General features: G+C 66.9%; 20 protein-coding genes. 19 read left to right on the top strand and 1 reads right to left on the bottom strand.

Annotation, left to right across the window (positions count from 1 at the left end; translation table 11 throughout):
• From BKA04_RS01385 to BKA04_RS01295, 19 genes are all read left to right on the top strand, one after another.
• Entirely contained in the window at positions 1-1,536 is a 1,536-nt protein-coding gene (locus BKA04_RS01385; RefSeq protein WP_408646426.1) for a Mur ligase family protein, read from the top strand.
• Positions 1,533-2,930 (top strand): UDP-N-acetylmuramoyl-tripeptide--D-alanyl-D-alanine ligase, encoded by a 1,398-nt coding sequence (locus tag BKA04_RS01380; protein WP_104094815.1) that lies wholly within the window; start codon positions 1,533-1,535, stop codon positions 2,928-2,930. Before BKA04_RS01385 ends, BKA04_RS01380 begins: the two co-directional genes overlap by 4 nt.
• On the top strand, positions 2,930-4,036 hold the full coding sequence (mraY, locus tag BKA04_RS01375; RefSeq protein ID WP_104094814.1) for a phospho-N-acetylmuramoyl-pentapeptide-transferase: 1,107 nt from the start codon (positions 2,930-2,932) through the stop codon (positions 4,034-4,036). The genes BKA04_RS01380 and mraY overlap by 1 nt, the downstream gene beginning before the upstream one ends.
• Positions 4,036-5,547, top strand: a complete 1,512-nt coding sequence (murD, locus tag BKA04_RS01370) for a UDP-N-acetylmuramoyl-L-alanine--D-glutamate ligase (RefSeq protein WP_104094813.1) — start codon at positions 4,036-4,038, stop codon at positions 5,545-5,547. Before mraY ends, murD begins: the two co-directional genes overlap by 1 nt.
• Positions 5,510-6,733: a putative lipid II flippase FtsW gene (gene ftsW, locus BKA04_RS01365; RefSeq protein ID WP_232841922.1), complete on the top strand. Its 1,224-nt coding sequence runs from the start codon at positions 5,510-5,512 to the stop codon at positions 6,731-6,733. Before murD ends, ftsW begins: the two co-directional genes overlap by 38 nt.
• Complete coding sequence (locus BKA04_RS01360; protein ID WP_104094811.1) at positions 6,730-7,818, top strand: UDP-N-acetylglucosamine--N-acetylmuramyl-(pentapeptide) pyrophosphoryl-undecaprenol N-acetylglucosamine transferase; 1,089 nt, start codon at positions 6,730-6,732, stop codon at positions 7,816-7,818. Before ftsW ends, BKA04_RS01360 begins: the two co-directional genes overlap by 4 nt.
• A complete protein-coding gene (gene murC, locus BKA04_RS01355; RefSeq protein WP_104094810.1) occupies positions 7,815-9,242 on the top strand; it encodes a UDP-N-acetylmuramate--L-alanine ligase in 1,428 nt (475 codons plus the stop codon). Before BKA04_RS01360 ends, murC begins: the two co-directional genes overlap by 4 nt.
• 125 nt (positions 9,243-9,367) lie before the next feature.
• Positions 9,368-10,237, top strand: a complete 870-nt coding sequence (locus tag BKA04_RS01350; RefSeq protein WP_104094809.1) for a cell division protein FtsQ/DivIB — start codon at positions 9,368-9,370, stop codon at positions 10,235-10,237.
• Between the two features lie 175 nt (positions 10,238-10,412).
• Entirely contained in the window at positions 10,413-11,576 is a 1,164-nt protein-coding gene (ftsZ, locus tag BKA04_RS01345) for a cell division protein FtsZ (RefSeq protein WP_104094808.1), read from the top strand.
• Entirely contained in the window at positions 11,573-12,259 is a 687-nt protein-coding gene (locus BKA04_RS01340; protein ID WP_104094807.1) for a YggS family pyridoxal phosphate-dependent enzyme, read from the top strand. Before ftsZ ends, BKA04_RS01340 begins: the two co-directional genes overlap by 4 nt.
• 36 nt (positions 12,260-12,295) lie before the next feature.
• Complete coding sequence (locus tag BKA04_RS01335; RefSeq protein WP_104094806.1) at positions 12,296-12,775, top strand: cell division protein SepF; 480 nt, start codon at positions 12,296-12,298, stop codon at positions 12,773-12,775.
• A gap of 57 nt (positions 12,776-12,832) precedes the next feature.
• Complete coding sequence (locus tag BKA04_RS01330; protein WP_104094805.1) at positions 12,833-13,135, top strand: YggT family protein; 303 nt, start codon at positions 12,833-12,835, stop codon at positions 13,133-13,135.
• Between the two features lie 96 nt (positions 13,136-13,231).
• Positions 13,232-13,996: a DivIVA domain-containing protein gene (locus tag BKA04_RS01325; RefSeq protein ID WP_104094804.1), complete on the top strand. Its 765-nt coding sequence runs from the start codon at positions 13,232-13,234 to the stop codon at positions 13,994-13,996.
• 43 nt (positions 13,997-14,039) lie between these two features.
• Positions 14,040-14,537, top strand: a complete 498-nt coding sequence (gene lspA, locus BKA04_RS01320; RefSeq protein ID WP_232841921.1) for a signal peptidase II — start codon at positions 14,040-14,042, stop codon at positions 14,535-14,537.
• A gap of 4 nt (positions 14,538-14,541) precedes the next feature.
• Positions 14,542-15,462 carry an RluA family pseudouridine synthase gene (locus BKA04_RS01315; protein ID WP_104094803.1) on the top strand — a complete coding sequence of 307 codons (921 nt, stop codon included), beginning with the start codon at positions 14,542-14,544 and terminating at the stop codon, positions 15,460-15,462.
• A gap of 84 nt (positions 15,463-15,546) precedes the next feature.
• Positions 15,547-19,062: a DNA polymerase III subunit alpha gene (dnaE, locus tag BKA04_RS01310; RefSeq protein WP_104094802.1), complete on the top strand. Its 3,516-nt coding sequence runs from the start codon at positions 15,547-15,549 to the stop codon at positions 19,060-19,062.
• Between the two features lie 5 nt (positions 19,063-19,067).
• Positions 19,068-20,396: a histidinol dehydrogenase gene (gene hisD, locus BKA04_RS01305; RefSeq protein WP_104094801.1), complete on the top strand. Its 1,329-nt coding sequence runs from the start codon at positions 19,068-19,070 to the stop codon at positions 20,394-20,396.
• Positions 20,397-20,427: 31 nt separating this feature from the next.
• Complete coding sequence (gene nrdR / locus BKA04_RS01300; protein ID WP_104094800.1) at positions 20,428-20,910, top strand: transcriptional regulator NrdR; 483 nt, start codon at positions 20,428-20,430, stop codon at positions 20,908-20,910.
• 28 nt (positions 20,911-20,938) lie between these two features.
• Positions 20,939-21,982, top strand: a complete 1,044-nt coding sequence (locus BKA04_RS01295) for a quinone-dependent dihydroorotate dehydrogenase (RefSeq protein ID WP_104094799.1) — start codon at positions 20,939-20,941, stop codon at positions 21,980-21,982.
• On the opposite strand, the gene BKA04_RS01290 is transcribed toward BKA04_RS01295, so the two are convergent.
• Positions 21,957-22,535 (bottom strand): DUF3043 domain-containing protein, encoded by a 579-nt coding sequence (locus BKA04_RS01290; RefSeq protein ID WP_174719804.1) that lies wholly within the window; start codon positions 22,533-22,535, stop codon positions 21,957-21,959. The genes BKA04_RS01295 and BKA04_RS01290 overlap by 26 nt on opposite strands.
• Positions 22,536-22,557 lie beyond the last annotated feature (22 nt).

Below are 22,557 nucleotides of genomic sequence, written 5' to 3'. Positions count from 1 at the left end.
GTGACTGATCGGACCCCACCGGTCCTGCGTCCCGAGCATCCCATGGCGAGGTCGCTCGCCGGACTCGTGGCCGAGTTCGGCCTCGAGGTCATCGGCTCGACCGATGGCGTGGAGATCAGCGGCGTGACGGTGCGCACGAGTGAAGTGCACCCTGGCGACCTGTTCGTCGGATTGCCGGGAGAGCACAGCCATGGCGCAGGGTTCGCGGCGGACGCGCGCGAGCGCGGCGCCGTCGCCGTCATGACGGACCGCGCCGGAGCGGCGCTGGCCGAGACGTCCGGTCTGCCGATCGTCGTGGTCGACTCGCCCAGGGCGGCGCTCGGCGATGTCTCGGCGTGGGTGTATCAGACGGCCGAGGAGCCGCCACTGCTGTTCGGCATCACGGGAACCAATGGGAAGACCTCCACCGCATACCTGCTCGAGGCCATCCTGCGACAACTCGGTCTCGTGACCGGCCTCAGTTCAACGGCGGAACGCCACATCGGCGATCTCACGGTCGTGAGCCGGCTCACGACCCCGGAGGCCAGCGAACTGCACGCCCTGCTGGCGAGGATGCGCGAGAGCGAGGTCCGCGCGGTCGCCGTCGAGGTCAGCGCCCAGGCCCTCAGCAAGAACCGCGTGGATGGGATCGTCTTCGACGTCGTCGCGTTCACGAACCTCAGTCACGATCACCTCGACGACTATGCGGACATGGAGGAGTACTTCGCCGCGAAGCTGGCCTTCTTCGAGCCGGAACGAGGCCGCAGGGGCGTCGTCTCGCTCGACTCGGGGTGGGGGCACCGGGTGGTCGAAGGATCCCATATCCCGGTGACCACGATCTCGGCGACGGAGGGGGTCGACGCGGAGTGGCGTGTGGAGATCCTCGATGAACGCGCAGAGTTCACCGAGTTCCGGCTGACGGGACCGGAGGGTAGGTCCCTGCAGACGACCGTGCCGGTCATCGGATGGCACATGGCCGCGAACGCGGGGCTCGCCATCGTCATGCTCGTCGAGGCCGGCTTCGAGCTCGAAGCGATCGGGCACGCCGTCCAGGACGGCATCGAGGCGTATCTTCCCGGGCGTACGGAGCGGGTGTCCGGCGACGTCGGCCCGACCGTGTACGTGGATTTCGGCCACAGCCCCGACGCGTTCCTCAACACCCTCGGAGCCGTTCGTAAGGTCACGAGCGGCAGGGTCATCATGGTCGTCGGCGCCGATGGCGACCGTGACGCGACCAAGCGTGATGAGATGGGCCGCGTCGCCTCCGAATACTCCGACATCCTCGTCATCACCGATCACCATCCCCGTTTCGAGAACCCGGAGGCGATCAGGAAGATGCTCATCCACGGCGCGGGCCTCGCTGAGCACCAGGCCGAGCTTCACGAGGTGAGTCCGCCCGAGCAGGCGATCCGTCACGCCGTCTCTCTCGCGAAGGATGGCGACTCGATTCTGTGGGCGGGGCCCGGACACCAGGACTACCGCGACATCGAAGGGGTGCGGACCCCGTACTCCGCGAGAGCGGAGGCCCGGGCGGCCCTGCGTGAGGCCGGCTGGTGATCGCACTGTCGCTCGTCGACCTTGCCGGTGTGGTCTCCGGGAGGATCGACGAGAGGGAAGGCGTGTCGAAGATCTTGGCCGGACCTGTCGTCGTCGACTCGCGGCTCGCGAGCGAAGGGAGCATCTTCATCGCCATGCGCGGGGAGACGACCGACGGCCACGAGTTCGCCGCGTCTGCCGTTGCGGCGGGCGCGGCGGCCGTCATCGCGGAGCGAGATCTCGACATCGGCGTTCCGGTCATCGTCGTAGCGGACTCGCTCGTCGCCCTGTCGACGCTGGCCACGGAGGTCGTCGCCCGGGTGCGTGCCCTCGGCCGGTTGCGGATCGTCGCCGTGACGGGATCGAACGGGAAGACGACGACGAAGAACATGCTGCGCACGATCCTGGAGACGAAGGGCCCCACTGTCGCCCCGCGCGGCTCCTTCAACAACCAGGTCGGTGCGCCGCTGTCCATGCTCGGCATCGACAACGACACGGAATTCCTCGTCGTGGAGATGGGGGCGAGTGCTGCGGGAGACATCGCGAGGCTCGTGTCGATCGTCGTCCCGGATGTCGCCATCGTCCTCAAAGTCGGGCTCGCGCACGCCGGCGGATTCGGCAGCATCGATGACACCGCGAAGGCCAAGGCCGAGATCGTCACCGAGTTGCCACCTGACGCGGTCGCCGTGCTCAACACCGACGACACCCGCGTCGAATCGATGGCGGCACTCACGAAGGCGAGGGTCGTCAGGTTCGGGCTCTCGGAGCGTGCCGACGTCGCGGCGGCGGACGTGGAGACGACCGTGGCGGGTACGGGCTTCACGCTCGTGCTGGGGGAGGAGCGCATCCCCGTGCGCCTGCGCCTGCTCGGGGAGCACAACGTGATGAACGCCCTTGCGGCGGTAGCGGCGACCCGCGAGCTCGGCGTCGAGCCTCACGCCGCGATCACGGCCCTGGGGTCGATGTCGCGGGCAGAGCGCTGGCGGATGGAGCTGCTTCAATCTCCTGACGGCATCACAGTCCTCAACGACGCGTACAACGCGAGCCCCGATTCGATGGCGGCCGCACTCAAGACTCTCGCCGAGATCACCCGCGGCGCGCATCGCGCCATCGCCGTTCTCGGCGAGATGGCTGAACTCGGTTCGTTCTCCGACGAGGAGCACGATCGGATCGGGCGGCTCGTGGTCCGGCTGAACATCGACAAGCTCGTCGTCGTCGGTCATCGAGCCCGCCACATTCACAATGCCGCGGGACTCGAAGGTTCGTGGGACGGAGAGTCGGTACTCGTCCAGACCCCCGACGAGGCATACGATCTGTTGCGTGACGAGATGCGGGCCGGGGATGTCGTTCTCGTGAAATCATCGAATTCGGCGGGCCTGCGGCTCCTGGGCGATCGAATCGCCGGGGTGAGCTGATGCTTGCTCTTCTCATCGGCGCCGGGTTCTCCATGGCCTTCACACTTCTGCTCACCCCCGTGTTCGCGAAGGTCTTCCGTCGACTCGGCCTCGGCCAGTTCATCCGTGCAGACACACCGACCACCCACGTCATGAAGCGGGGAACGCCATCCATGGGTGGCGTGGTCTTCGTCACCGCATCGATCCTCGGGTACTTCGTCGGCCATCTCTTCGGAGGTGGCCGCCCCAGCGCGAGCGCCATGCTCGTCATCCTCATGATGGGCGGGCTCGGCCTGATCGGTTTCGTCGACGACCTCATGAAGGTGAGCAAGCAGAACAGCCTCGGCCTGCGCGGCATCTACAAGGTCATCGGGACCGTCGTGGTGGGGATCGCCTTCGCTCTGGTGGGAATCAACTACCGCGACAGCCACGGGCGGTCGCCGGTGTCCACGGCGCTTTCCTTCATCCGGGATCTCCCGTTCGACTTCCTCGTCACCTTCGGTGTCGTCGCGGGAACGATGGTGATCGTGCTGTGGATCGTGTTCATCACGGTGTCGGCGTCGAACGCGGTCAACCTCGCCGATGGGCTGGACGGTCTCGCCGCGGGGGCGTCCATCTTCGCGATCGGTTCGTACATCATCATCGGGTACTGGCAGTCGATCCAGTCCTGCTACAGCCTCTCCGTGAATCCGGAGAACCTGTTCAAGTGCTACGACGTCTCCGCGCCTCTCGAACTGGCGACGATCGCAGCGGTCATCGTCGGATCCCTCGTCGGCTTCCTGTGGTGGAACACCTCGCCCGCGCAGATCATGATGGGTGACACCGGATCCTTCGCACTCGGCGGCGCACTGGCTGCGCTCGCCATCCTCTCCAGGACGGAACTCCTGCTCCTGCTCATCGGCGGCCTGTTCGCGGTCATCACGGGCCAGGTCATCATCCAGCGCATCTACTTCAGGGTGACGAAGGGCAAGCGCATCTGGAGGGCGAGCCCTTACCACCACCACTTCGAGATGAAGGGCTGGCCGGAGGTCACCATCGTCGTACGATTCTGGATCATCTCCGGCCTCTTCGTCGGAGCCGGGGTGGGACTCTTCTACCTCGAATGGCTCTCCAGCATCGCGCCATGATGACCGCACGGGAGCTCGACGCGCTCACCAGCTGGAACGCAGACTGGACAGGGGTACGGGTGCTCGTGCTCGGACTCGGGGTCACGGGCTTCTCCGTGGCCGATACCCTCGCCGAACTCGGCTGCACCGTGCTCGTCGCGGCATCGTCTGCGGATGAGCCCACCGCGGAGATCCTGGACGTCATCGGCGTCGAACTCGTCGTAGGGCCGCTCGAGCACGGTGTTCCGGATCGGGTGGCCCGGTTCGAGCCCGACATCGTGATCGTCTCGCCCGGGTTTCCACCGACGCATCCGGCGGTGGTCTGGGCCGGGCAGGATGGGCGAGCCGTCTGGGGCGACATCGAGCTCGCCTGGCGACTCCGTGACAAGGTCGGGCCGCCCGCAGAGTGGATCGTCGTCACGGGGACGAACGGCAAGACCACGACCGTGCAGCTCACGGCAGCGATGCTCGTGGCCGCCGGGGTTCGTGCCGCCCCCTGCGGGAACGTGGGAGTCCCGGTCCTGGACGCCATCAGGGACCCGGGAGGGTTCGACGTGCTCGTCGTCGAATTGTCGAGCTTCCAGTTGCATTACCTCGGAGAGCTCTCACCGTGGGCGAGCGCATGCCTCAACATCGCTGACGATCACCTCGACTGGCACGGGTCCCGTGAGGCATACGAGGCCGCGAAGGGGAAGGTGTACTGGGGCACGAGAACCGCGTGCGTCTTCAACCAGGACGATCCGGTGACCCGCCGGCTCGTCGAAGCGGCAGAGGTCGTCGACGGATGCCGGGCGATCGGCTTCGGCCTGGGGATCCCCGGGCCCAGCGATTTCGGTATCGTCGACGGAATCCTGTGCGATCGGGCGTTTCTCGACGATCGGCGGAACACCGCCCTGGAGATCGCCACGGTGCCGGAGCTCACGGAGGTCGGCCTCGGCGGAGCGCACATGCTGGCGAATGCGCTGGCGGCCTCGGCGCTCGCTCGTTCGTACGGAGTGCCGATCGATGCCGTGCGGCAGACCCTCCTCGCCTTCCGCCCGGATCACCACCGCACGGAGCTCGTCGCACTCGAGAGGGGAATCCGGTGGATCGACGATTCGAAGGCGACGAACGCGCACGCCGCGCAGGCCTCGCTCACGTCCTTTGATTCCGTGGTGTGGATGGTGGGGGGGCTCCTCAAGGGCGCGTCGCTCGACGAGCTCATCGCGCGTGCGGTTCCCCGCCTGAAAGCGGCCATCATCATCGGAACCGACCGGGCCGACGTGGCCGCGTCATTCGCACGACACGCCCCGCAACTCCCGGTTTTCGAGGTTGACACGACTGACACTAATGAGGTGATGCCGACGGCCGTGCGACTGGCATCGGAGCTTGCAGGCGACGGCGACGTCGTGCTTCTCGCCCCGGCGGCGGCATCCATGGACCAGTTCCGGGACTACGCGGATCGCGGGTCCCGGTTTGCGGATGCCGTTCGCGAATTGTTGGGAGGAGGACCTGATGACGACAAGCCCTCCGCGACCCCGAAGGTCCCCTGAACCGCAAGAGCCAGCGCGGGAATCCTCGTCGTCTCCCGCCGTCCTCGTCGCTGTCAAGCGCATCTTCGGTTCGGAGAACGGCGACTATTTCCTGATCCTCGGCGCGACGATGTTCCTCGTCGTGTTCGGCCTTGTCATGGTGCTCTCCTCCTCAGCCGTCGAGTCGTTCAAGGCGACGGACGACTTCTTCACGGGCTTCCTGCGGCAGGCGATGTTCGCGCTCCTGGGCATCCCGATCATGTTGATCGCGGCGAGGATGCCCGCCGTGTTCTGGCGTCGATGGGCCGGCATCGCGATGCTCGTGGCCGTGTCGCTGCAGTTCCTCGTCGTCGCCACGAACCTCGGCATCGAACACAATGGGAACCGGAACTGGATCCTGCTCGGTACGTTCTCGTTCCAGCCGTCGGAGCTCGTGAAGGTCGCGCTCGTGGTGTGGCTCGGCGTCATACTGGCGAAGAAGCTGGAGGTTCTCGACGACTGGCGGCAGCTCATCCGGCCGATCGGACTGGTCACGGCCGTCGCGATCGGACTCGTCCTGATCGGCGGCGACCTCGGCACCGCGATCATCCTCGTCGCGATCGTGCTCGGGTCGCTCTTCTTCGCCGGCGTGCGCTTGCGCATCCTCGCTGTGCCGACCCTCGTGATGGCGGTCGCCGCCCTCGGCATGGCGATGTCGGGCGGCTCCCGCCAGGACCGGATTCTCGCCTGGCAGAGCGGCTGCACGTCGGATGCCTCCTACAACGGACTGTGTTGGCAGACCCTGCACGGTTGGTGGGCGCTCGCATCGGGTGGCGTGTTCGGGGTGGGGCTCGGCAACTCGAAGGCGAAGTGGTCCTGGCTGCCTGAGGCCGACAATGACTTCATCTTCGCGATCATCGGCGAAGAGCTCGGGCTGCTCGGCGCCATCGTCGTGCTCGCACTGTTCGTCGTGCTCGCGATCGGATTCATCCGGGTCATCCGGTCGTCGCGCGACCCCATCGCGAAGATCACGGTCAGTGCCGTTCTCGTCTGGATCGTCGTGCAGGCGTTCGTGAACATTGCGGTGGTGCTCGGGCTCTTACCCGTCCTCGGGGTGCCGCTGCCCCTCATCTCGGCGGGCGGTTCGGCACTCGTGACGACGCTCCTCGCGATCGGGATCGTCCTGTCCTACGCGCGGCAGCCAGTACCGGACCGGATGCAGCGGTGACACGATACCTGATGGCCGGTGGAGGCACCGCCGGCCACGTGAACCCCCTGCTCGCCGTCGCGGATCGGTTGCGCCGCGATGATCCGGATGCTGCGGTTCTCGTCCTGGGGACCCCCGGCGGCATCGAAGCGCGACTCGTGCCTGCGCGGGGTTACGAGTTGGCGACCATCGAGAAGGTCCCGTTGCCACGACACATCGGGCGGGAGTTGTTCCGGTTCCCCGCGCGCTTCCTTCGCACGGTACGGGAGACCCGCGACCTCATCGCCGGACGCGACATCGATGTCGTCGTCGGATTCGGCGGATTCGTCTCTGCGCCGGCGTACATCGCCGCGTGGCGAGAGAAGGTCGCACTCGTCGTCCACGAGGCGAACAGGGTTCCGGGATTCGCCAACCGCCTGGGGAGCTGGCTGACCCGGTTCGTCGGCGTCGCCTTCGCCGGGACGCGGCTGCGGCACGCGAGGGTCGTGGGGATGCCCCTGTCGTCTGCGATCGAGACTCTCGACCCGCTCAGAGCCCGGCTGGAGGCGCTCGAGTTCTTCGGATTCGCTTCGGACAGCCGCGTGCTGCTCGTCACCGGTGGATCACTCGGCGCCCGATCGCTCAACGAGACGGTGTCCTCGTCGATCGCCGGCATCCTCAGCACCGGATGGAGCGTTCTCCACATCACGGGAACCGGTTCGAATCTGACCGACGGCGGTCTCCCCGGATACCACGTCGTGAGGTACTGCGATCGCATGGACCTCGCGCTCTCGACCGCCGATCTCGCCGTCACGCGGGCGGGGGCGGCAACCGTGAGCGAACTCGCCGCCCTCGGGATTCCCGCTGTGTACGTGCCGCTTCCCATCGGCAACGGGGAGCAGCGCAGGAACGTGTCGGCCATCGTGGCTGCCGGTGGCTCGCTGCTCGTGGCCAATGCCGACTTCACTCCGGAGTGGGTCGGCGACGTGCTCGTTCCCCTCCTGCGCGACACGGCGGCCGTGGCGGAGCTCGCAGCCAAGGTCGCGCCGCTCGGTGTGAAGAACGGAACGGAGCGCACCGTGGAACTCATCCACGATGCGCTGCAACGGTCGACGGGCAGCGCATGATAAAGACGGACTTCAGCCAGGCCATGCCGGATGCGCCGTCCGTGGTGCATTTCATCGGCATCGGCGGGGCAGGGATGAGTGGGATCGCGCACTTGTTCCTCGACGCGGGCATCACCGTGACGGGTTCCGATCTTCGTGACACGCACACGGTCGACGTATTGCGCGATGCGGGCGCGGTCGTGACGATCGGCCACGACGCGAACGCCATCGGTTCCGCGGACACGGTCGTCGTGACCGGCGCGATCGGAGAGGACAACCCCGAGTACCTTCGGGCGCGGGAACGCGGCGTCCCGGTCGTCCACCGGGCCGTTGCCCTCGCCTGGTTGACCGGTCGGCACCGGCTCGTCGCCGTCGCAGGCGCACACGGCAAGACCACGTCGACGGCGATGGTCGTCACGGCGCTCCGGGGCCTCGGCGCGGATCCCGGATTCGTCAACGGTGGTGTGATCTCCTCGCTCGGCGTCAGCTCCATGGCGGGAAAGGATGAACTGTTCGTCGTGGAAGCCGACGAATCGGATGGCTCATTCCTGTTGTACGACACCGCCATCGCTCTCATCACGAACGTCGACCCGGATCACCTCGACCACTTCGGCAGCGAAGCCGCTTTCATCGACGCCTTCGTGGAATTCGCGGCGGGCGCATCCGAGGCCGTTATCATCTCCGCCGACGATCCCGGTGCGCGGCAGGTCAGCTCACGGCTCGGAGGCCGCGAGGTCATCACCTTCGGCACTGATGCCGAGGCGACCGTGCGCGTCCACTCCATCGAACCCGGCCCGACGGCGGCGTTCGTCCTCGCCTGGCAGGGCAGGGATTACCCTGCGACACTCCGGATCCCCGGCCGCCACAACGTCCTGAACGCGGCGGGAGCGTTCGGAGTCCTCGTATCGCTCGGTTTCGATCCTGCAGACTCGCTCAAGGCTCTCGGTACATTCGCGGGCACCGAGCGCAGGTTCGAGTTCCGCGGCGATGTGGGCGGGGTGCGGGTATTCGACGACTTCGCGCACCATCCGACCGAGATCTCGGCCGCGCTCGGCGGTGCTCGCTCGGTCGTGGGAGAGGGGCGGATCATTCCGATCTTCCAACCGCACCTGTACAGCCGCACCGAGCGGATGGCTGCGGAGTTCGCCGCCGTCTTCGAGGCGCAAGCCGACCACACGATCATCGTTCCGATCTACGCAGCGCGCGAGGACGCGAAGCCAGGGGTGACGGGCCGCCTCATCGCCGAACGATTCGCTGACGCTTCGCGGGTCGAGTACCTGGATTCCTGGGCGGCGGCCATCGAGAGGGCGGTCGAGCTCGCGCACCCCGGCGACATCGTCATGTCGATGGGTGGCGGGGATGTCTACGGGGTGGTTCCCGACCTGTTGACCGCCCTTGCTGCGCGGAAGCGCCGCTCCGAGCACGACTCTCCCGGGGCGACGTGAAGCGGCCAGAGGGATTCGACCGCCCTCCCGTACAGGAGCCGGGGGCGAAGACGCCCGGGTCGCCGCGGCGTCCATCGCGATCGCCGAGCGAACCCCGCAAACCCCGTAAGTCTGAGAATCGCCGTGTGCGGCCCGTCGACGCCGCCCCATCGATCGCCACTGTGCCCTCGAAACCCACTGCGCCCTCGAGTGCCACTGGCCGCCCCACTGAGCGAGAGCCCGCGGGCGGCGGGAAGCAGGTGCGGGCGGCCGCGAAGGAACGCAGGAGGTTCGAGAGGCGCGAGATCCGTCGGTTCACGCGCCGATCCCGGCACCGGCGCTGGGGATGGCTGACGGCCATCGCGATAGTGGTCGTCATGGCAGCACTTCTCGCGGTCGCGGTCTATTCGCCCGTCCTCGCGCTGCGGACCATCAGGGTCGACGGGGCGAAGTCGGTCGACGCGAAGGCGGTGACCAAGGCGATCGACGGCCAGCTGGGCACTCCGCTCGCCCTTCTCGACTACGGAGCCATCACGACAGAACTCAATTCGTTCCCCCTCATCCGGAGTTTCGCGACTGAGATCGTCCCACCCTCGACGCTCGTCGTCCACATCGTGGAACGCTCGCCGGTCGGCGTCGTCGTGACGTCGGCCGGGTTCGCAACGGTGGACCCGGCCGGTGTGGTCCTGTCGACGTCCGCGAAGCGCCCGGACGGCACGGCGCTCATCGAGCTCGGTTCTGCGGGCACGGACTCCGTCGCATTCGAAGCGGTGGTGGACGTCATGCTCGCCCTGCCGGCGTCGATCCGATCGAGGGTGGACATCGCGCAGGCCGGTTCCAAGGATGACGTCCGGCTCATCCTGAAGGGGACCGGCGCACAGATCGTGTGGGGGAGCGCAGAGCGGTCTGCCCTCAAGGCCCGTGTCCTCACGGAACTCATGGCGGCGCAGGGGAAGAACGCGAGGGTCGAGTACGACGTCTCCGCCCCGATGAGCCCCGTCGTCCGCCCTCGCTGACGGTTTCCGACGTCGCGCGGTGCTCCGGCGACCAATAAGGCAGGGCGACTTCGCGACACGCTGGACAGGTTGCGGCACGGTGCGCACCGGCGCGCATACCGTCAGGTCAGGAAATGCATACTGGGCATAACTTTAAACCTCAAGTAGAGCTTTAACGTATTACCGGAGGCCGGACGTGACATCAAACCAGAACTACCTCGCCGTGATCAAGGTGGTCGGCATCGGCGGCGGGGGAGTGAACGCGGTCAACCGCATGATCGAGCTCGGTCTTCGAGGCGTGGAGTTCATCGCGATCAACACCGACGCCCAGGCGCTGCTCATGAGCGACGCCGACGTCAAACTGGACGTCGGGCGCGAGCTCACGAGGGGACTGGGCGCAGGGGCCGACCCCGAGGTCGGTCGGCGTGCTGCGGAGGACCACGCCGAAGAGATCGAAGAGGCTCTCGCCGGGGCGGACATGGTCTTCGTCACGGCAGGAGAGGGCGGCGGAACCGGCACGGGGGGTGCGCCCGTCATCGCCCGTATCGCGAAGTCCATCGGCGCACTCACGATCGGCGTTGTGACCCGCCCCTTCGGATTCGAAGGCAAGCGCAGGGCGTCCCAGGCAGAAGTCGGCATCGCCGCGCTCAAGAGCGAAGTGGACACGCTCATCGTCGTCCCGAACGACCGCCTGCTGGAGATCAGCGACCGGGGAATCAGCTTCCTCGAGGCCTTTGCAACGGCCGACCAGGTCCTGCTGGCCGGCGTCCAGGGAATCACCGACCTCATCACGACTCCCGGCCTCATCAACCTCGACTTCGCCGACGTCAAGTCGGTCATGCAGGGAGCTGGGTCCGCCCTCATGGGGATCGGCTCGTCCAGAGGCGCCGACCGCGCGATCAAGGCCGCGGAACTCGCGGTCGCAAGCCCCCTCCTCGAGGCGAGCATCGATGGCGCGCACGGCGTACTGCTCTCGATCCAGGGCGGCTCCAACCTCGGGATCTTCGAGATCAACGACGCCGCGAGACTCGTCCAGGAGGCGGTGCATCCGGAGGCGAACATCATCTTCGGCGCGGTCATCGACGACACCCTCGGCGACGAGGTGCGCGTCACGGTCATCGCGGCCGGGTTCGACGGGGGAGAGCCGAGTATTCGCAAGGCGGATCGGCGCTCGAGTTACGTGACCGCCGGGGCTCCGCCCATGGAGGCGACGGCGGAGTATGAGAGCGGATTCGCCGTGAGCGAGGGTCTGACCGACTCCGGCGCGTGGGGCCAAGAGCCGGATGCGCCGGCCGTAGCGATGGATCCGGAATTCGATGGCGACGGCGACGATCTGGACATTCCCGACTTCCTCAAATGAGCAGCGGGCAGGACGTGAGCCTTGCCGAGCGCCTCGAGACGGTTCGAGCCGGCATCTCGGATGCCGCCAAGGATGCCGGGCGCAGCGCGGCCGACATCACGACGATCGTCGTCACCAAGTTCCATCCGGCATCGATCGTGCGCGAACTCGCGGCCCTCGGCGTCCGGGACTTCGGAGAGAGCAGGCATCAGGAAGCGCGATCCAAGGTCGCCGAGGTCGCCGACCCAGAACTCGTCTGGCATTTCGTCGGCCAGGTCCAGGGCAAGAAGGCGCGCCAGATCGCGGAGTACGCCCGAGTGATCCACTCTCTCGATCGCGAGTCCCTCGTCCAGGCCCTCTCGGATTCGGTGCCGCCCGTCGAGTGCTTCATCCAGGTCAATCTCACCGAGGATCCGACGCGGGGCGGGATCGAGCCTTCGCTCGTCCTTCCGCTCGCAGAGCGCGTCCTGGAGTCGACGGGGCTTCGGCTTCTCGGTGTCATGGCCGTCGCACCGCTCGGCAGCGAACCCCGGCACGCCTTCGCTCGCGTTCGAGGGGCCTCGGAGCTGCTGCGCACCGTGGCGCCGGAGGCCGTCGCCATTTCCGCCGGGATGTCGGGGGACTACCGGGAAGCCGTCCTCGAGGGCGCGACACACCTCCGGATTGGCACGGCAATCACGGGAAATCGGCCCATCGCCGGTTAATCTCGAAGTCAGGCGTTTCACTACTGGAGGCACACAATGGCTAACCCGTTACGCAAGACCATGGTCTATCTGGGCCTCGCTGACGAGGAATTCGACGACTACGGTTCGGCTGCGGCCGCACCGGCTCCGGTCGCAGCCCAGAACCACCAGCAGTCCATACAGCACCAGGCACAGCGTGCTCCGGTGACGCCGCTGCGCCGCGCGGTGCGCCAGGCGCCACCTGCTGCGGAGATGAACGAGATCCTGACCGTGCACCCTCGCCAGTACAAGGACGCCCAGCTCATCGCCGAGAACTTCCGCGAGGGCATCCCGGTCATCATCAACCTGTCCCAGATGAGCGAATCGGAGGCTCGCCGTCTCGTCGACTTCGCGAGCGGGCTCTCGCAAGGGCTCTACGGCCGGATCGAGCGCGTCACGAGCAAGGTGTTCCTCCTGTCGCCGGCCCACGTCGCGGTCAGCGGCGACCAGGCGGAGCCGGATTCCGCGGTGGACGCCACGTTCTTCCCCGAGCACTGACGCCTTGGCGGAGTTGAGAACGTCGCGTTCGTTCGAACGTCGACGGTAGGCGGCACCATGCTCATCGTGTCCTTCGTCGCCAGCGTCCTGTACGTCCTGCTGCTGCTCTATTTCTTCGTGATGTGGGCGAGATTCATCCTCGATCTCGCGCAGAACTTCTCGCGTGGATGGCGGCCACGAGGCTTCGGACTCGTCCTGGCCGAGCTGGTCTTCACGCTCACGGATCCGCCGATCCGCCTGGTTCGACGGATCATTCCACCGTTCCGAGTCGGCGCAGCGGCGCTCGATTTCTCCTGGAGCATCGTCATGCTCGTCGTGATCGTGCTCATGTACGTCACCCTCATCCTGAAGTCGTCGTGAGGTCGACCACGAGGTTAACGGGGGATTCCCAATTATTTTGGTACCGTTAGCGGTACGTTGATACTGACGTTTCGATGAACTTTGAAGGTGACACACATGGCTCTGACCCCTGAAGACGTGGTCAACAAGCGTTTCCAGCCGACCAAATTCCGTGAAGGCTACGACCAGGACGAGGTCGACGACTTCCTTGACGAGGTCGTCGTGGAGCTTCGCCGTCTTGGCCAGGAGAACGAAGAACTTCGCCAGCGGCTCGTATCCAGTGACGCCAGGATCAGCGAACTCCAGCGCAGTGGAGGCTCCGCGCCCGTCGCGGAACAGCCCGCAGCGGCACCGGTGCCGATTGCCGCGAGCGAGCCGATTGCTGCGAGCGAGCCGGTGGCTGCAGCCCCGGTGGCTGCGGCGTTCCCCGGCTCCGACCCGGCGAACGATCCCAACAACACCAACAACCTCCTCCAGCTCGCGCGGCGCCTGCACGAGGAGCACGTTCGCGAGGGCATCGAAAAGCGCGATGCTCTCATCGCAGAGGGCCATTCGACCGCTGCGCGCATCGTCAGCGAGGCGGAGTCCCAGCAGCGTGCGCAGGTGGACAAGCTCGAGCAGGAGCGTCAGGCGCTCGAAGGCCGGGTCGAGGAACTGAGGGCGTTCGAGCGGGAATACCGCGCGAAGCTCAAGGGCCACATCGAGACGATCCTCCACGACCTCGACAGCACGGGCGAGCCGGCCGGAGCCAGTGCGCACGCACTGAGCGCACCACCCGCCGACCTGTCGGCTGCGGCCGACGGAGTCGAGCAGGAGCCCGCCAATGTGGGCAGCGTCCCCGCTCAGCCGCAGTCAGGCTTCCCCGGCTTCGGCGGTAACTGAGCTGTCGACAGGACCAGCGCCGGAACCACCGGCTCGCACCAGCGTGCGCTCAATCGCGACGCTCGTCCTTGTTGCGCTCACCGTGTACGGGGTCGACCAGCTGACGAAGTTCCTCATCGTCGCGAACCTCCGCGAGGGGGAGCAGGTGCCGGTTCTCGGTCCCGTCCTCCAGTTCCACTTCGTCAAGAACTCCGGGGCCGCCTTCTCGCTCGCGAGCGGTTCGACCTGGATCTTCTCGATCGTCGCCGCCGGCGTGACGGTGTTCATCGTCTGGTACGCGCGGAGGATCCGGTCGGTGTCCTGGGCGATCCTGTTCGGAATGCTCCTCGGCGGCACGACCGGGAACCTCACCGACCGTCTGTTTCGTGAGCCGAGCTTCGGGCTCGGTCACGTCGTCGACTTCGTCCAGGTGTGGGGGTTCCCCGCGATCTTCAACATCGCGGACTCCTTCATCGTGGCCAGTATGGGACTCTTCATCATCCTGTCCCTGCGGGGGACACGGCTCGACGGCCGACGCGCAGTACGCGAACCCCAGGTCTGACACCGTGGAGAGCCGCCGTTTCCCCGTGCCGGCTGGAGTCGCCGGCGAGCGAGCGGATGTCGCCCTCGGGCGCCTGCTGGGGTTCACCAGGACCTTCGCCGCCGAGATCCTCGACGCGGGGGGTGTCGCCTCCGATGGCGTGATCATCTCAAAGTCGACCCGTCTCGTCGACGGGGCGATCCTCGAGGTCTCCTGGCAACCGAGGCGCGAGGCGGTGATCGTACCGCGCGAGGTGGTGGGGCTCGCCGTCGTGTTCGAGGACGACGACATCGTCGTCATCGACAAGCCGGCCGGCGTGACGGCACACCCCTCGGTGGGGTGGGAGGGGTCCACGGTGCTCGGCGCCCTTGCCGCAGCGGGAATCCGCGTGAGCACGTCCGGACCTGCGGAGCGGGCCGGGATCGTCCACCGGCTCGACGCGGGCACGAGCGGACTCATGGTCGTCGCCAGGAGCGAGCGCGCGTATGCGGAGCTGAAGCGCGCATTCCACGATCGTGAGGTCACGAAGATCTACCACGCGACCGTCCAGGGCCATCCGGACCCGCTCAGCGGAACGATCGATGCGCCCATCGGCCGCCATCCGGGGGCGCGGTGGAAGTTCGCGATCACGAGCGATGGCAAACATTCCGTGACGCACTACGAGACCCTCGAGGCCTTCCCCGGTGCATCGCTCCTCGAGGTGCGGCTCGAGACCGGGCGAACCCACCAGATTCGGGTGCACCTCGCCGCCCAGAGGCATCCCTGTGTCGGAGATGAGCTGTACGGCGCCGACCCGACCCTCTCTGCCCGGCTCGGGCTCGACCGACAGTGGCTGCATGCCGTGCGCCTGGCATTCCGGCATCCCGGGGATGGCGAGTTCGTCGAGTTCACCTCGACCTATCCGCAGGAGCTCGCGCACGCGCTCGACGTCCTTCGGAGCGTGTAAAGGAGCTGCCGGACGGCAGGTCGCCAGCGGGCCGGACCCTGGCTGCCCTAGTCTGGACTGACACCCTTCCCGTCGGAGAAATACGTGTCATCGAGCAGCGATTCCTTCGTGCACCTGCACGTGCACAGCGAATATTCGATGCTCGACGGCGCCGCCCGTGTCGGTCCGCTCATTGCCGCAGCCCTCGAGCAGGAGATGCCGGCGATCGCGGTCACCGACCACGGCAACATGTTCGGCGCATACGACTTCTGGCACACCGCCACCGAGGCCGGAATCAAGCCGATCATCGGCACGGAGGCCTACCTGACCCCCGGCACCGACCGCAGGGACAAGACGCGGACCCGCTGGGGCGACGGGGGAGAGAACGACGTCTCCGGCAATGGCGCCTACACGCACATGACGCTCCTGGCGAAGAACAACACCGGTCTCCACAACCTGTTCCGCATGTCATCCCTCGCCTCGATCGAAGGCTTCTACTACAAGCCGAGAATGGACCGCGAAATCCTCAGCCGGTACGCAGAGGGCGTCATCGCGACGACCGGATGCGTGGGCGGGGAGGTGCAGACCCGCCTGCGCCTCGGGCAGTACGACGAGGCGCGCAAGGCGGCGGCCGAGTTCCAGGACATCTTCGGCAAGGAGAACTTCTACTGCGAGATCATGGACCACGGCATCGACATCGAGCGCAGGACCATGGCAGAGCTGCTCGGCCTCGCCAGGGAGCTCGGGATGCCGCTCGTGGCCACGAACGACCTCCACTACACGCACGCGGGTGACGCGGAGGCCCACGCCGCTCTGCTGTGCGTCCAGTCCGGCTCGACGCTCGACGACCCGAATCGCTTCAAGTTCGATTCCCAGGAGTTCTATCTCAAGTCGGCGGGGGAGATGCGTGCGCTCTTCTCCGACTATCCGGAGGCGATCTCGAACACCCTGCTCATCGCTGAGGCCTGCGACGTGTCGTTCGAGAAGCGCGACCTCATGCCGCGTTTCCCCGTGCCGGACGGCCATACCGAGGCGACCTGGTTCTCCGCGGAGGTGGAGCGGGGCCTCGCGGAGCGCTTCCCGGATGGCGTGCCGGCCAGGCACCGGGCGCAGGCCGACTACGAGGTCGGCGTCATCAACCAGATGGGGTTCCCCGGCTACTTCCTCGTCGTCGCCGATTTCATCGGCTGGGCGAGGGAGAACGGCATCCGGGTCGGGCCGGGCCGCGGATCCGCCGCCGGTTCGCTCGTCGCCTGGGCGATGAAGATCACCGGTCTGGACCCGATCGCCCACGGCCTCATCTTCGAGCGGTTCCTCAACCCGGACCGCATCTCGATGCCGGACATCGACATCGACTTCGACGACAGGCGCCGCGGCGAGGTCATCCGCTACGTCACCGAGAAGTACGGTGACGACAGGGTCGCCCAGATCGTGACCTATGGAACGATCAAGGCCAAACAGGCGCTCAAGGACTCCGCGCGAGTGCTCGGGATGCCGTACGCGGTGGGCGAGAAACTTACGAAGGCGATGCCCCCACCCATCATGGGGAAGGACATGGGGCTGGGCGGCGTCATGGAGAAGACCTCGCCCCGGTACAAGGAGGCCGCGGACCTGCGAGCCCTCATCGAATCCGATCCGGAGGCATCGCGCGTCTTCGAGACGGCGCTCGGCATCGAGAACCTCAAACGGCAGTGGGGTGTGCACGCGGCGGGCGTCATCATGTCCGCTGAGCCACTCATCGACGTGCTGCCGATCATGAAGCGCGAGGACGACGGCGCGATCATCACCCAGTTCGACCAGCCGCCGTGCGAGAAACTCGGTCTCCTCAAGATGGACTTCCTGGGGTTGCGCAACCTCACGGTGCTCCAGGATGCGCTCGCCTCCATCCTGTCGAACCGGGGTGAGGACGTCGTCCTCGAGGACCTCGACCTGAACGGAGACGCGAAGACCTACGAGCTGCTCGCCCGCGGGGACACCCTCGGAGTGTTCCAACTGGATGGCGGACCGCTCCGGTCGCTCCTCAAGCAGCTGAAGCCGGACAGTTTCAGCGACATCACCGCCGTCATCGCGCTGTACCGGCCGGGACCCATGGGCATGAACTCGCACACCAAGTACGCGCTGCGGAAGAACGGCCTCGAGCAGGTCGATGCGATACATCCTGAGCTCGCCGCGCCGCTCGCCGACATCCTGGGAGAGACCTACGGCCTCGTCATCTACCAGGAGCAGGTCATGGCGGCGGCCCAGAAGGTGGCCGGGTTCACGCTCAGCCAGGCCGACACCCTGCGCAAGGCGATGGGCAAGAAGGACCTCAAGGTCCTCAACAAGGAATTCGCGAACTTCGCATCCGGCATGAAGAAGAACGGGTACAGCGAGGATGCGGCGAGCGCGCTGTGGGGCATCATGGTCCCGTTCTCCGACTACGGCTTCAACAAGTCGCACGGGGCCGCATACGCCGTGCTCAGCTACTGGACCGCGTACCTCAAGGCCAACTACCCGGCCGAGTACATGGCGGCCCTCCTCACGAGCGTCGGCGACTCGAAGGACAAGCTCGGCGTGTACCTCGCGGAGTGCCGTCGCATGGGCATTCACGTCCTGCCACCGGATGTCAACGAGTCCGCAGGGGACTTCACCGCGGCAGGAGAGGACATCCGCTTCGGGCTCGGCGCCATCCGCAATGTCGGAACGAACGTCGTCGACGCCATTCGCGCCGCGCGGAAGGACAAGGGCAGGTTCGAGAGCTTCCACGACTTCCTGCGCAAGGTGCCCATGCAGGTCGCGAACAAGCGCACCGTCGAGTCGCTCGTCAAGGCCGGTGCATTCGACTCGCTCGGCGCGACGCGCAGGGCCCTCATCGAGATCCACGAGGATGCCGTCGAGGCCGTCGTCTCCGAGAAGAGAGCGGAGGCGAATGGCCAGGTCGGGTTCGACTTCGACAGCCTGTGGGAGGAACCCCAGCCGGCGAATCGCGTCCCGGATCGCCCCGAGTGGTCGAAGCGCGACAAGCTCGCGTTCGAACGGGAGATGCTCGGCCTGTACGTGTCCGATCATCCGCTCGCCGGGCTGGAGGCGCAGCTGGCCAAACACGCGACCATCGGCATCGCCGAGGTTCTCGCGGGGGAGACGCTCTCCGACGGAGAGTCGGTGACGATCGCCGGGCTCATCACGAGCGTGCAGCATCGCACAGCACGGGCGAGCGGCAACCCTTACGGCATCGTGCAGGTCGAGGATTTCGGCGGGGAGATCTCCGTGACCTTCCTCGGGAAGATCTACCACGAGTTCGCACCCGCGCTCATCAACGATTCGATCGTCGTGGTCAAGGGGCGGGTCAACGTGCGCGATGACGGCATCGTGCTGCACGCGGTGAGCCTGTATTCGCCGGATCTCGGCCAGAGTCTCGGCTCCGGTCCTCTCATCATCTCCGTTCCGGAGCACCGGGCGACGACCGACGTCGTGACGGCGCTGGGGGATGTCCTGATCCGCCACTCCGGGGAGAACGAGGTGCGCCTGAAGCTCGTGAAGGGTGACAATGCGCGGATGTTCGAGGTGCCGTACCCGGTGAGCGTGAGCGCAGACCTCTACGGTGAACTGAAGTCCCTCCTCGGCCCCAACTGCCTGAGTTGACCGCCATGATCACGACGATCGATCTCCGAGGGACGACGCACTCAGGCGGTGAGCTCTCGCAGCTCATGCCGCGCGCTCGCGTCGACGTGTCGGCCTCCGCCGAGGCGGCATCCGGTCTCATCGACGACGTGAGGCAGCGCGGCTCCGCTGCACTCCTCGACCAGGCCGAGCGACTGGATGGGGTGCGGCCGGATTCCATCCGCGTCCCGGATGCCGTCATCCGACGCGCGGTCGAGCACCTCGCGCCCGCGGTGCGGGAGGCACTGGATGAGGCCATCCGGCGGGTGCGCGCCGTCTCGAGCGCTCAACTTCCGGTTCCCATCTCGACCGGACTCAGCGACGGCGGGATGGTGCAGCAGCGGTGGCGGCCGATCCGTCGCGTTGGGCTCTACGTCCCGGGCGGCAAGGCCGTCTATCCGTCGAGCGTCGTCATGAACGTCGTCCCTGCGCAGGTCGCCGGCGTCGCGTCTCTCGCCCTCGCGTCACCGCCCCAGAAGGACTTCGGGGGGTCAGTGCATCCGACTATCCTCGCCGCGGCGGGACTGCTCGGCATCGATGAGGTGTACGCCATGGGCGGTGCCGGTGCGATCGGCGCGTTCGCCTGGGGTGTTCCGGATCTCGGGCTCGAGCCGGTCGACCTCGTGACCGGACCGGGAAACGTCTGGGTCGCTGCCGCCAAGCGCATCGTCCGCGGGCAGGTCGGCATCGACGCGGAGGCGGGTCCGACCGAGATCCTCGTGATCGCCGACGAGAGCGCAGACCCCGTGCTCGTCGCTGCGGACCTGGTCAGCCAGGCCGAGCACGATGAACTCGCCGCTGCGGTGCTCGTCACCGACTCCGCAGCCTTCGCGGAACGCACGCGCGCCGAACTGGGTCTGCTCGCCGAGAGCGCCCACCACGGAACTCGGGTGCGAACGGCGCTCGACGGACAGCAGTCCGCCATCGTCATCGTCGACGACATCGCGGCTGCAGCCGGATTCAGCAACGCGTACGGCCCGGAGCACCTGGAACTGCAGGTGCGCGATCCGGATGCCCTGCTCGCCATGATCGACAACGCCGGCGCGATCTTCGTCGGAGAGCACTCTCCGGTGAGTCTCGGCGACTACCTCGCCGGCTCCAACCACGTTCTCCCGACCGGCGGCCAGGCCAGGTTCTCCTCCGGACTCGGCGTTGCCACCTTCCTTCGGCCGCAGCAGGTCATCCGCTACGAACGGGAGGGGCTGCGCGAGGTCGCAGGGCACATCCATGCACTCGCGAACGCCGAGGACCTGCCGGCGCACGCGGCCGCAGTTTCCGCGCGATTCAGGGCAGAACCGAACGGCGATACCGCCTGAAAAGCAGGCCGTAGCGTAGGCTTGAGCCACCATGTTCTGCCCGTTCTGCCGCTATCCGGACTCCCGCGTCGTCGATTCGCGCACGAGTGACGACGGACTGTCGATCCGCCGCAGACGGCAGTGCCCTGAGTGCGGAAGACGGTTCAGCACGACGGAGACGGCGAGCCTCAACGTCGTGAAGCGCAGCGGTGTCGTGCAGCCGTTCAGCCGCGAGAAGATCGTCGCAGGGGTGCGGAAGGCGTGCCAGGGCAGGCCCGTCACCGACACCGATCTCGCGGTGCTCGCCCAGCAGGTCGAGGAGTCCATTCGCGCCACAGGGGTGTCCCAGATCGATGCGAACGACATCGGCCTGGCCATCCTTCCTCCGCTCCGCGAACTCGACGAGGTGGCCTACCTGCGCTTTGCGAGCGTCTACCAGGGTTTCGACTCGCTCGACGACTTCGAGTCGGCGATCACGCTCCTGAGGGTCGAGCACGAATCGAGCGATGAACCTGAGGCCGCCGGGCGCCCGTGACCCTCGTTCGCTAGGCTGGCGAGCGCCCATGTATCGACTCCTCTTCCGCCTCGTGCTCGCGCGTCTCGACCCGGAGCGCGCCCACGGCCTCGCGTTCTTCGTGATCCGGATCCTCGGGCTTCCCGGCATCGGGGCGATCGCGCGCTCCATGACCCGACCGCACCCGACTCTCGCGGTCTCGGCGCTCGGCCTGGAATTCGCGTCCCCTTTCGGGATGGCGGCAGGATTCGACAAGGATGCCACCGGCATCCGGGGCCTCGGCAATCTCGGTTTCGGCCACGTCGAGGTGGGCACGCTCACCGCGCGCGCGCAGGAGGGGAACCCCCGGCCGCGCCTGTTCCGGCTCATCGCGGACCGCGCGCTCATCAATCGCATGGGCTTCAACAACTACGGTGCAGCGGATGCGGTGGTGCGTCTGCGACGACAGGCAGGTCGGCGAGGCCCTGTCGTCGGGGTCAACATCGGCAAGTCGCGCGTGGCCGGCGTCGACGACGCCGTCGAGGACTATCTGGAGAGCACCCGTCTGCTCGCCCCGGTTGCCGACTACCTCGCCGTGAACGTGAGTTCACCGAACACGCCCGGGCTTCGGCGGCTCCAGGAGTCCGAGAGGCTGCGCCCCCTGCTGACGGCGGTGCGGGATGCTGCGGGCGGCACGCCCGTCCTGGTGAAGATCGCCCCCGATCTCGACGACGACGGCGTTGCCGCCGTGTGCGCGCTCGTGACGGAGCTGGGGCTGTCCGGCATCATCGCCACGAACACGACGCTCTCTCGAGCGGGCCTGGCGACCGCACCGGATGCCGTCTCCGCGGCGGGCGACGGAGGGCTCTCCGGGGTTCCGCTCGCGCCGCGGTCGCTCGACGTCCTGCGGCGGATTCGCGCCATCGTGCCCGAAGAGATGTGCGTCATCTCCGTCGGCGGGGTCGAGACAGCAGAGGACGTCGCCGAGCGCCTGGAGGCGGGCGCGACGCTCGTGCAGGGGTACACGGGCTTCGTCTACCGCGGCCCGTTCTGGGTTCGTTCGATCAACCGCGGGCTGGCCGGAATCGCTAGACGGGGAACTGCCCGCGCTTGACCTGAGGCTTCGGCAACCGCATCACCCTCAACTGCATGGCGCGCATGGCCGCGTACCACCGCGATCCACTCTGCACCTTGTCCGCACCGAACTTCTGAGCGAGTTTTCGGGTCACGAGCATGCCGAGGATGACACCGTCGATCACGGCGGCGAGGAAGAACAGCCACAGTCCGGCGATTCCGATCAGCTGGAAGATCTCATTGCTGATGAAGGTCAGGATGATGACGATGAACATCACGGGGATGAGCACCTCGCCGACGCTGAATCTCGCATCGACATAGTCCCGGATCCAGCGACGCTGGGGACCCTTGTCGCGCACGGGAAGGTATTTCTCCTCACCGGCGGCCATCCCGATCCTGGCCTTCTCGCGCACCTCGGCCATCTTCGCTCTGGACTCCTTCGAAGCGGCACGACGGTCGTTGTTGACGAGCGGGCGCAGATTGGCCGCTTCACGCTCCTTGCGCGTGGGGGTCGGCCTGCCCTTCCCCGTCGATGCGCTGTCGGAGTTCAACTCGTAGTCGACGGTCTCGTCGCCCTTACCTGCCTTGGCCACAGTCAATCCTTATGTCTCGGTC

The sequence above is a fragment of the Terrimesophilobacter mesophilus genome, from assembly GCF_014200375.1.
In the GTDB taxonomy this organism is placed as follows: Bacteria; Actinomycetota; Actinomycetes; order Actinomycetales; family Microbacteriaceae; genus Terrimesophilobacter; species Terrimesophilobacter mesophilus.
Note: the sequence above shows the minus strand (reverse complement) of the source record. Positions and strands in the feature narration are given on the sequence as shown.

Coding starts and splice junctions, on each gene's coding strand:
- mraY (WP_104094814.1), top strand. CDS start 2,930: ATGCTTGCTCTTCTCATCGGCGCCGGGTTCTCCATGGCCTTCACACTT.
- murD (WP_104094813.1), top strand. CDS start 4,036: ATGACCGCACGGGAGCTCGACGCGCTCACCAGCTGGAACGCAGACTGG.
- ftsW (WP_232841922.1), top strand. CDS start 5,510: ATGACGACAAGCCCTCCGCGACCCCGAAGGTCCCCTGAACCGCAAGAG.
- murC (WP_104094810.1), top strand. CDS start 7,815: ATGATAAAGACGGACTTCAGCCAGGCCATGCCGGATGCGCCGTCCGTG.
- BKA04_RS01340 (WP_104094807.1), top strand. CDS start 11,573: ATGAGCAGCGGGCAGGACGTGAGCCTTGCCGAGCGCCTCGAGACGGTT.
- BKA04_RS01335 (WP_104094806.1), top strand. CDS start 12,296: ATGGCTAACCCGTTACGCAAGACCATGGTCTATCTGGGCCTCGCTGAC.
- BKA04_RS01330 (WP_104094805.1), top strand. CDS start 12,833: ATGCTCATCGTGTCCTTCGTCGCCAGCGTCCTGTACGTCCTGCTGCTG.
- BKA04_RS01325 (WP_104094804.1), top strand. CDS start 13,232: ATGGCTCTGACCCCTGAAGACGTGGTCAACAAGCGTTTCCAGCCGACC.
- hisD (WP_104094801.1), top strand. CDS start 19,068: ATGATCACGACGATCGATCTCCGAGGGACGACGCACTCAGGCGGTGAG.
- nrdR (WP_104094800.1), top strand. CDS start 20,428: ATGTTCTGCCCGTTCTGCCGCTATCCGGACTCCCGCGTCGTCGATTCG.
- BKA04_RS01295 (WP_104094799.1), top strand. CDS start 20,939: ATGTATCGACTCCTCTTCCGCCTCGTGCTCGCGCGTCTCGACCCGGAG.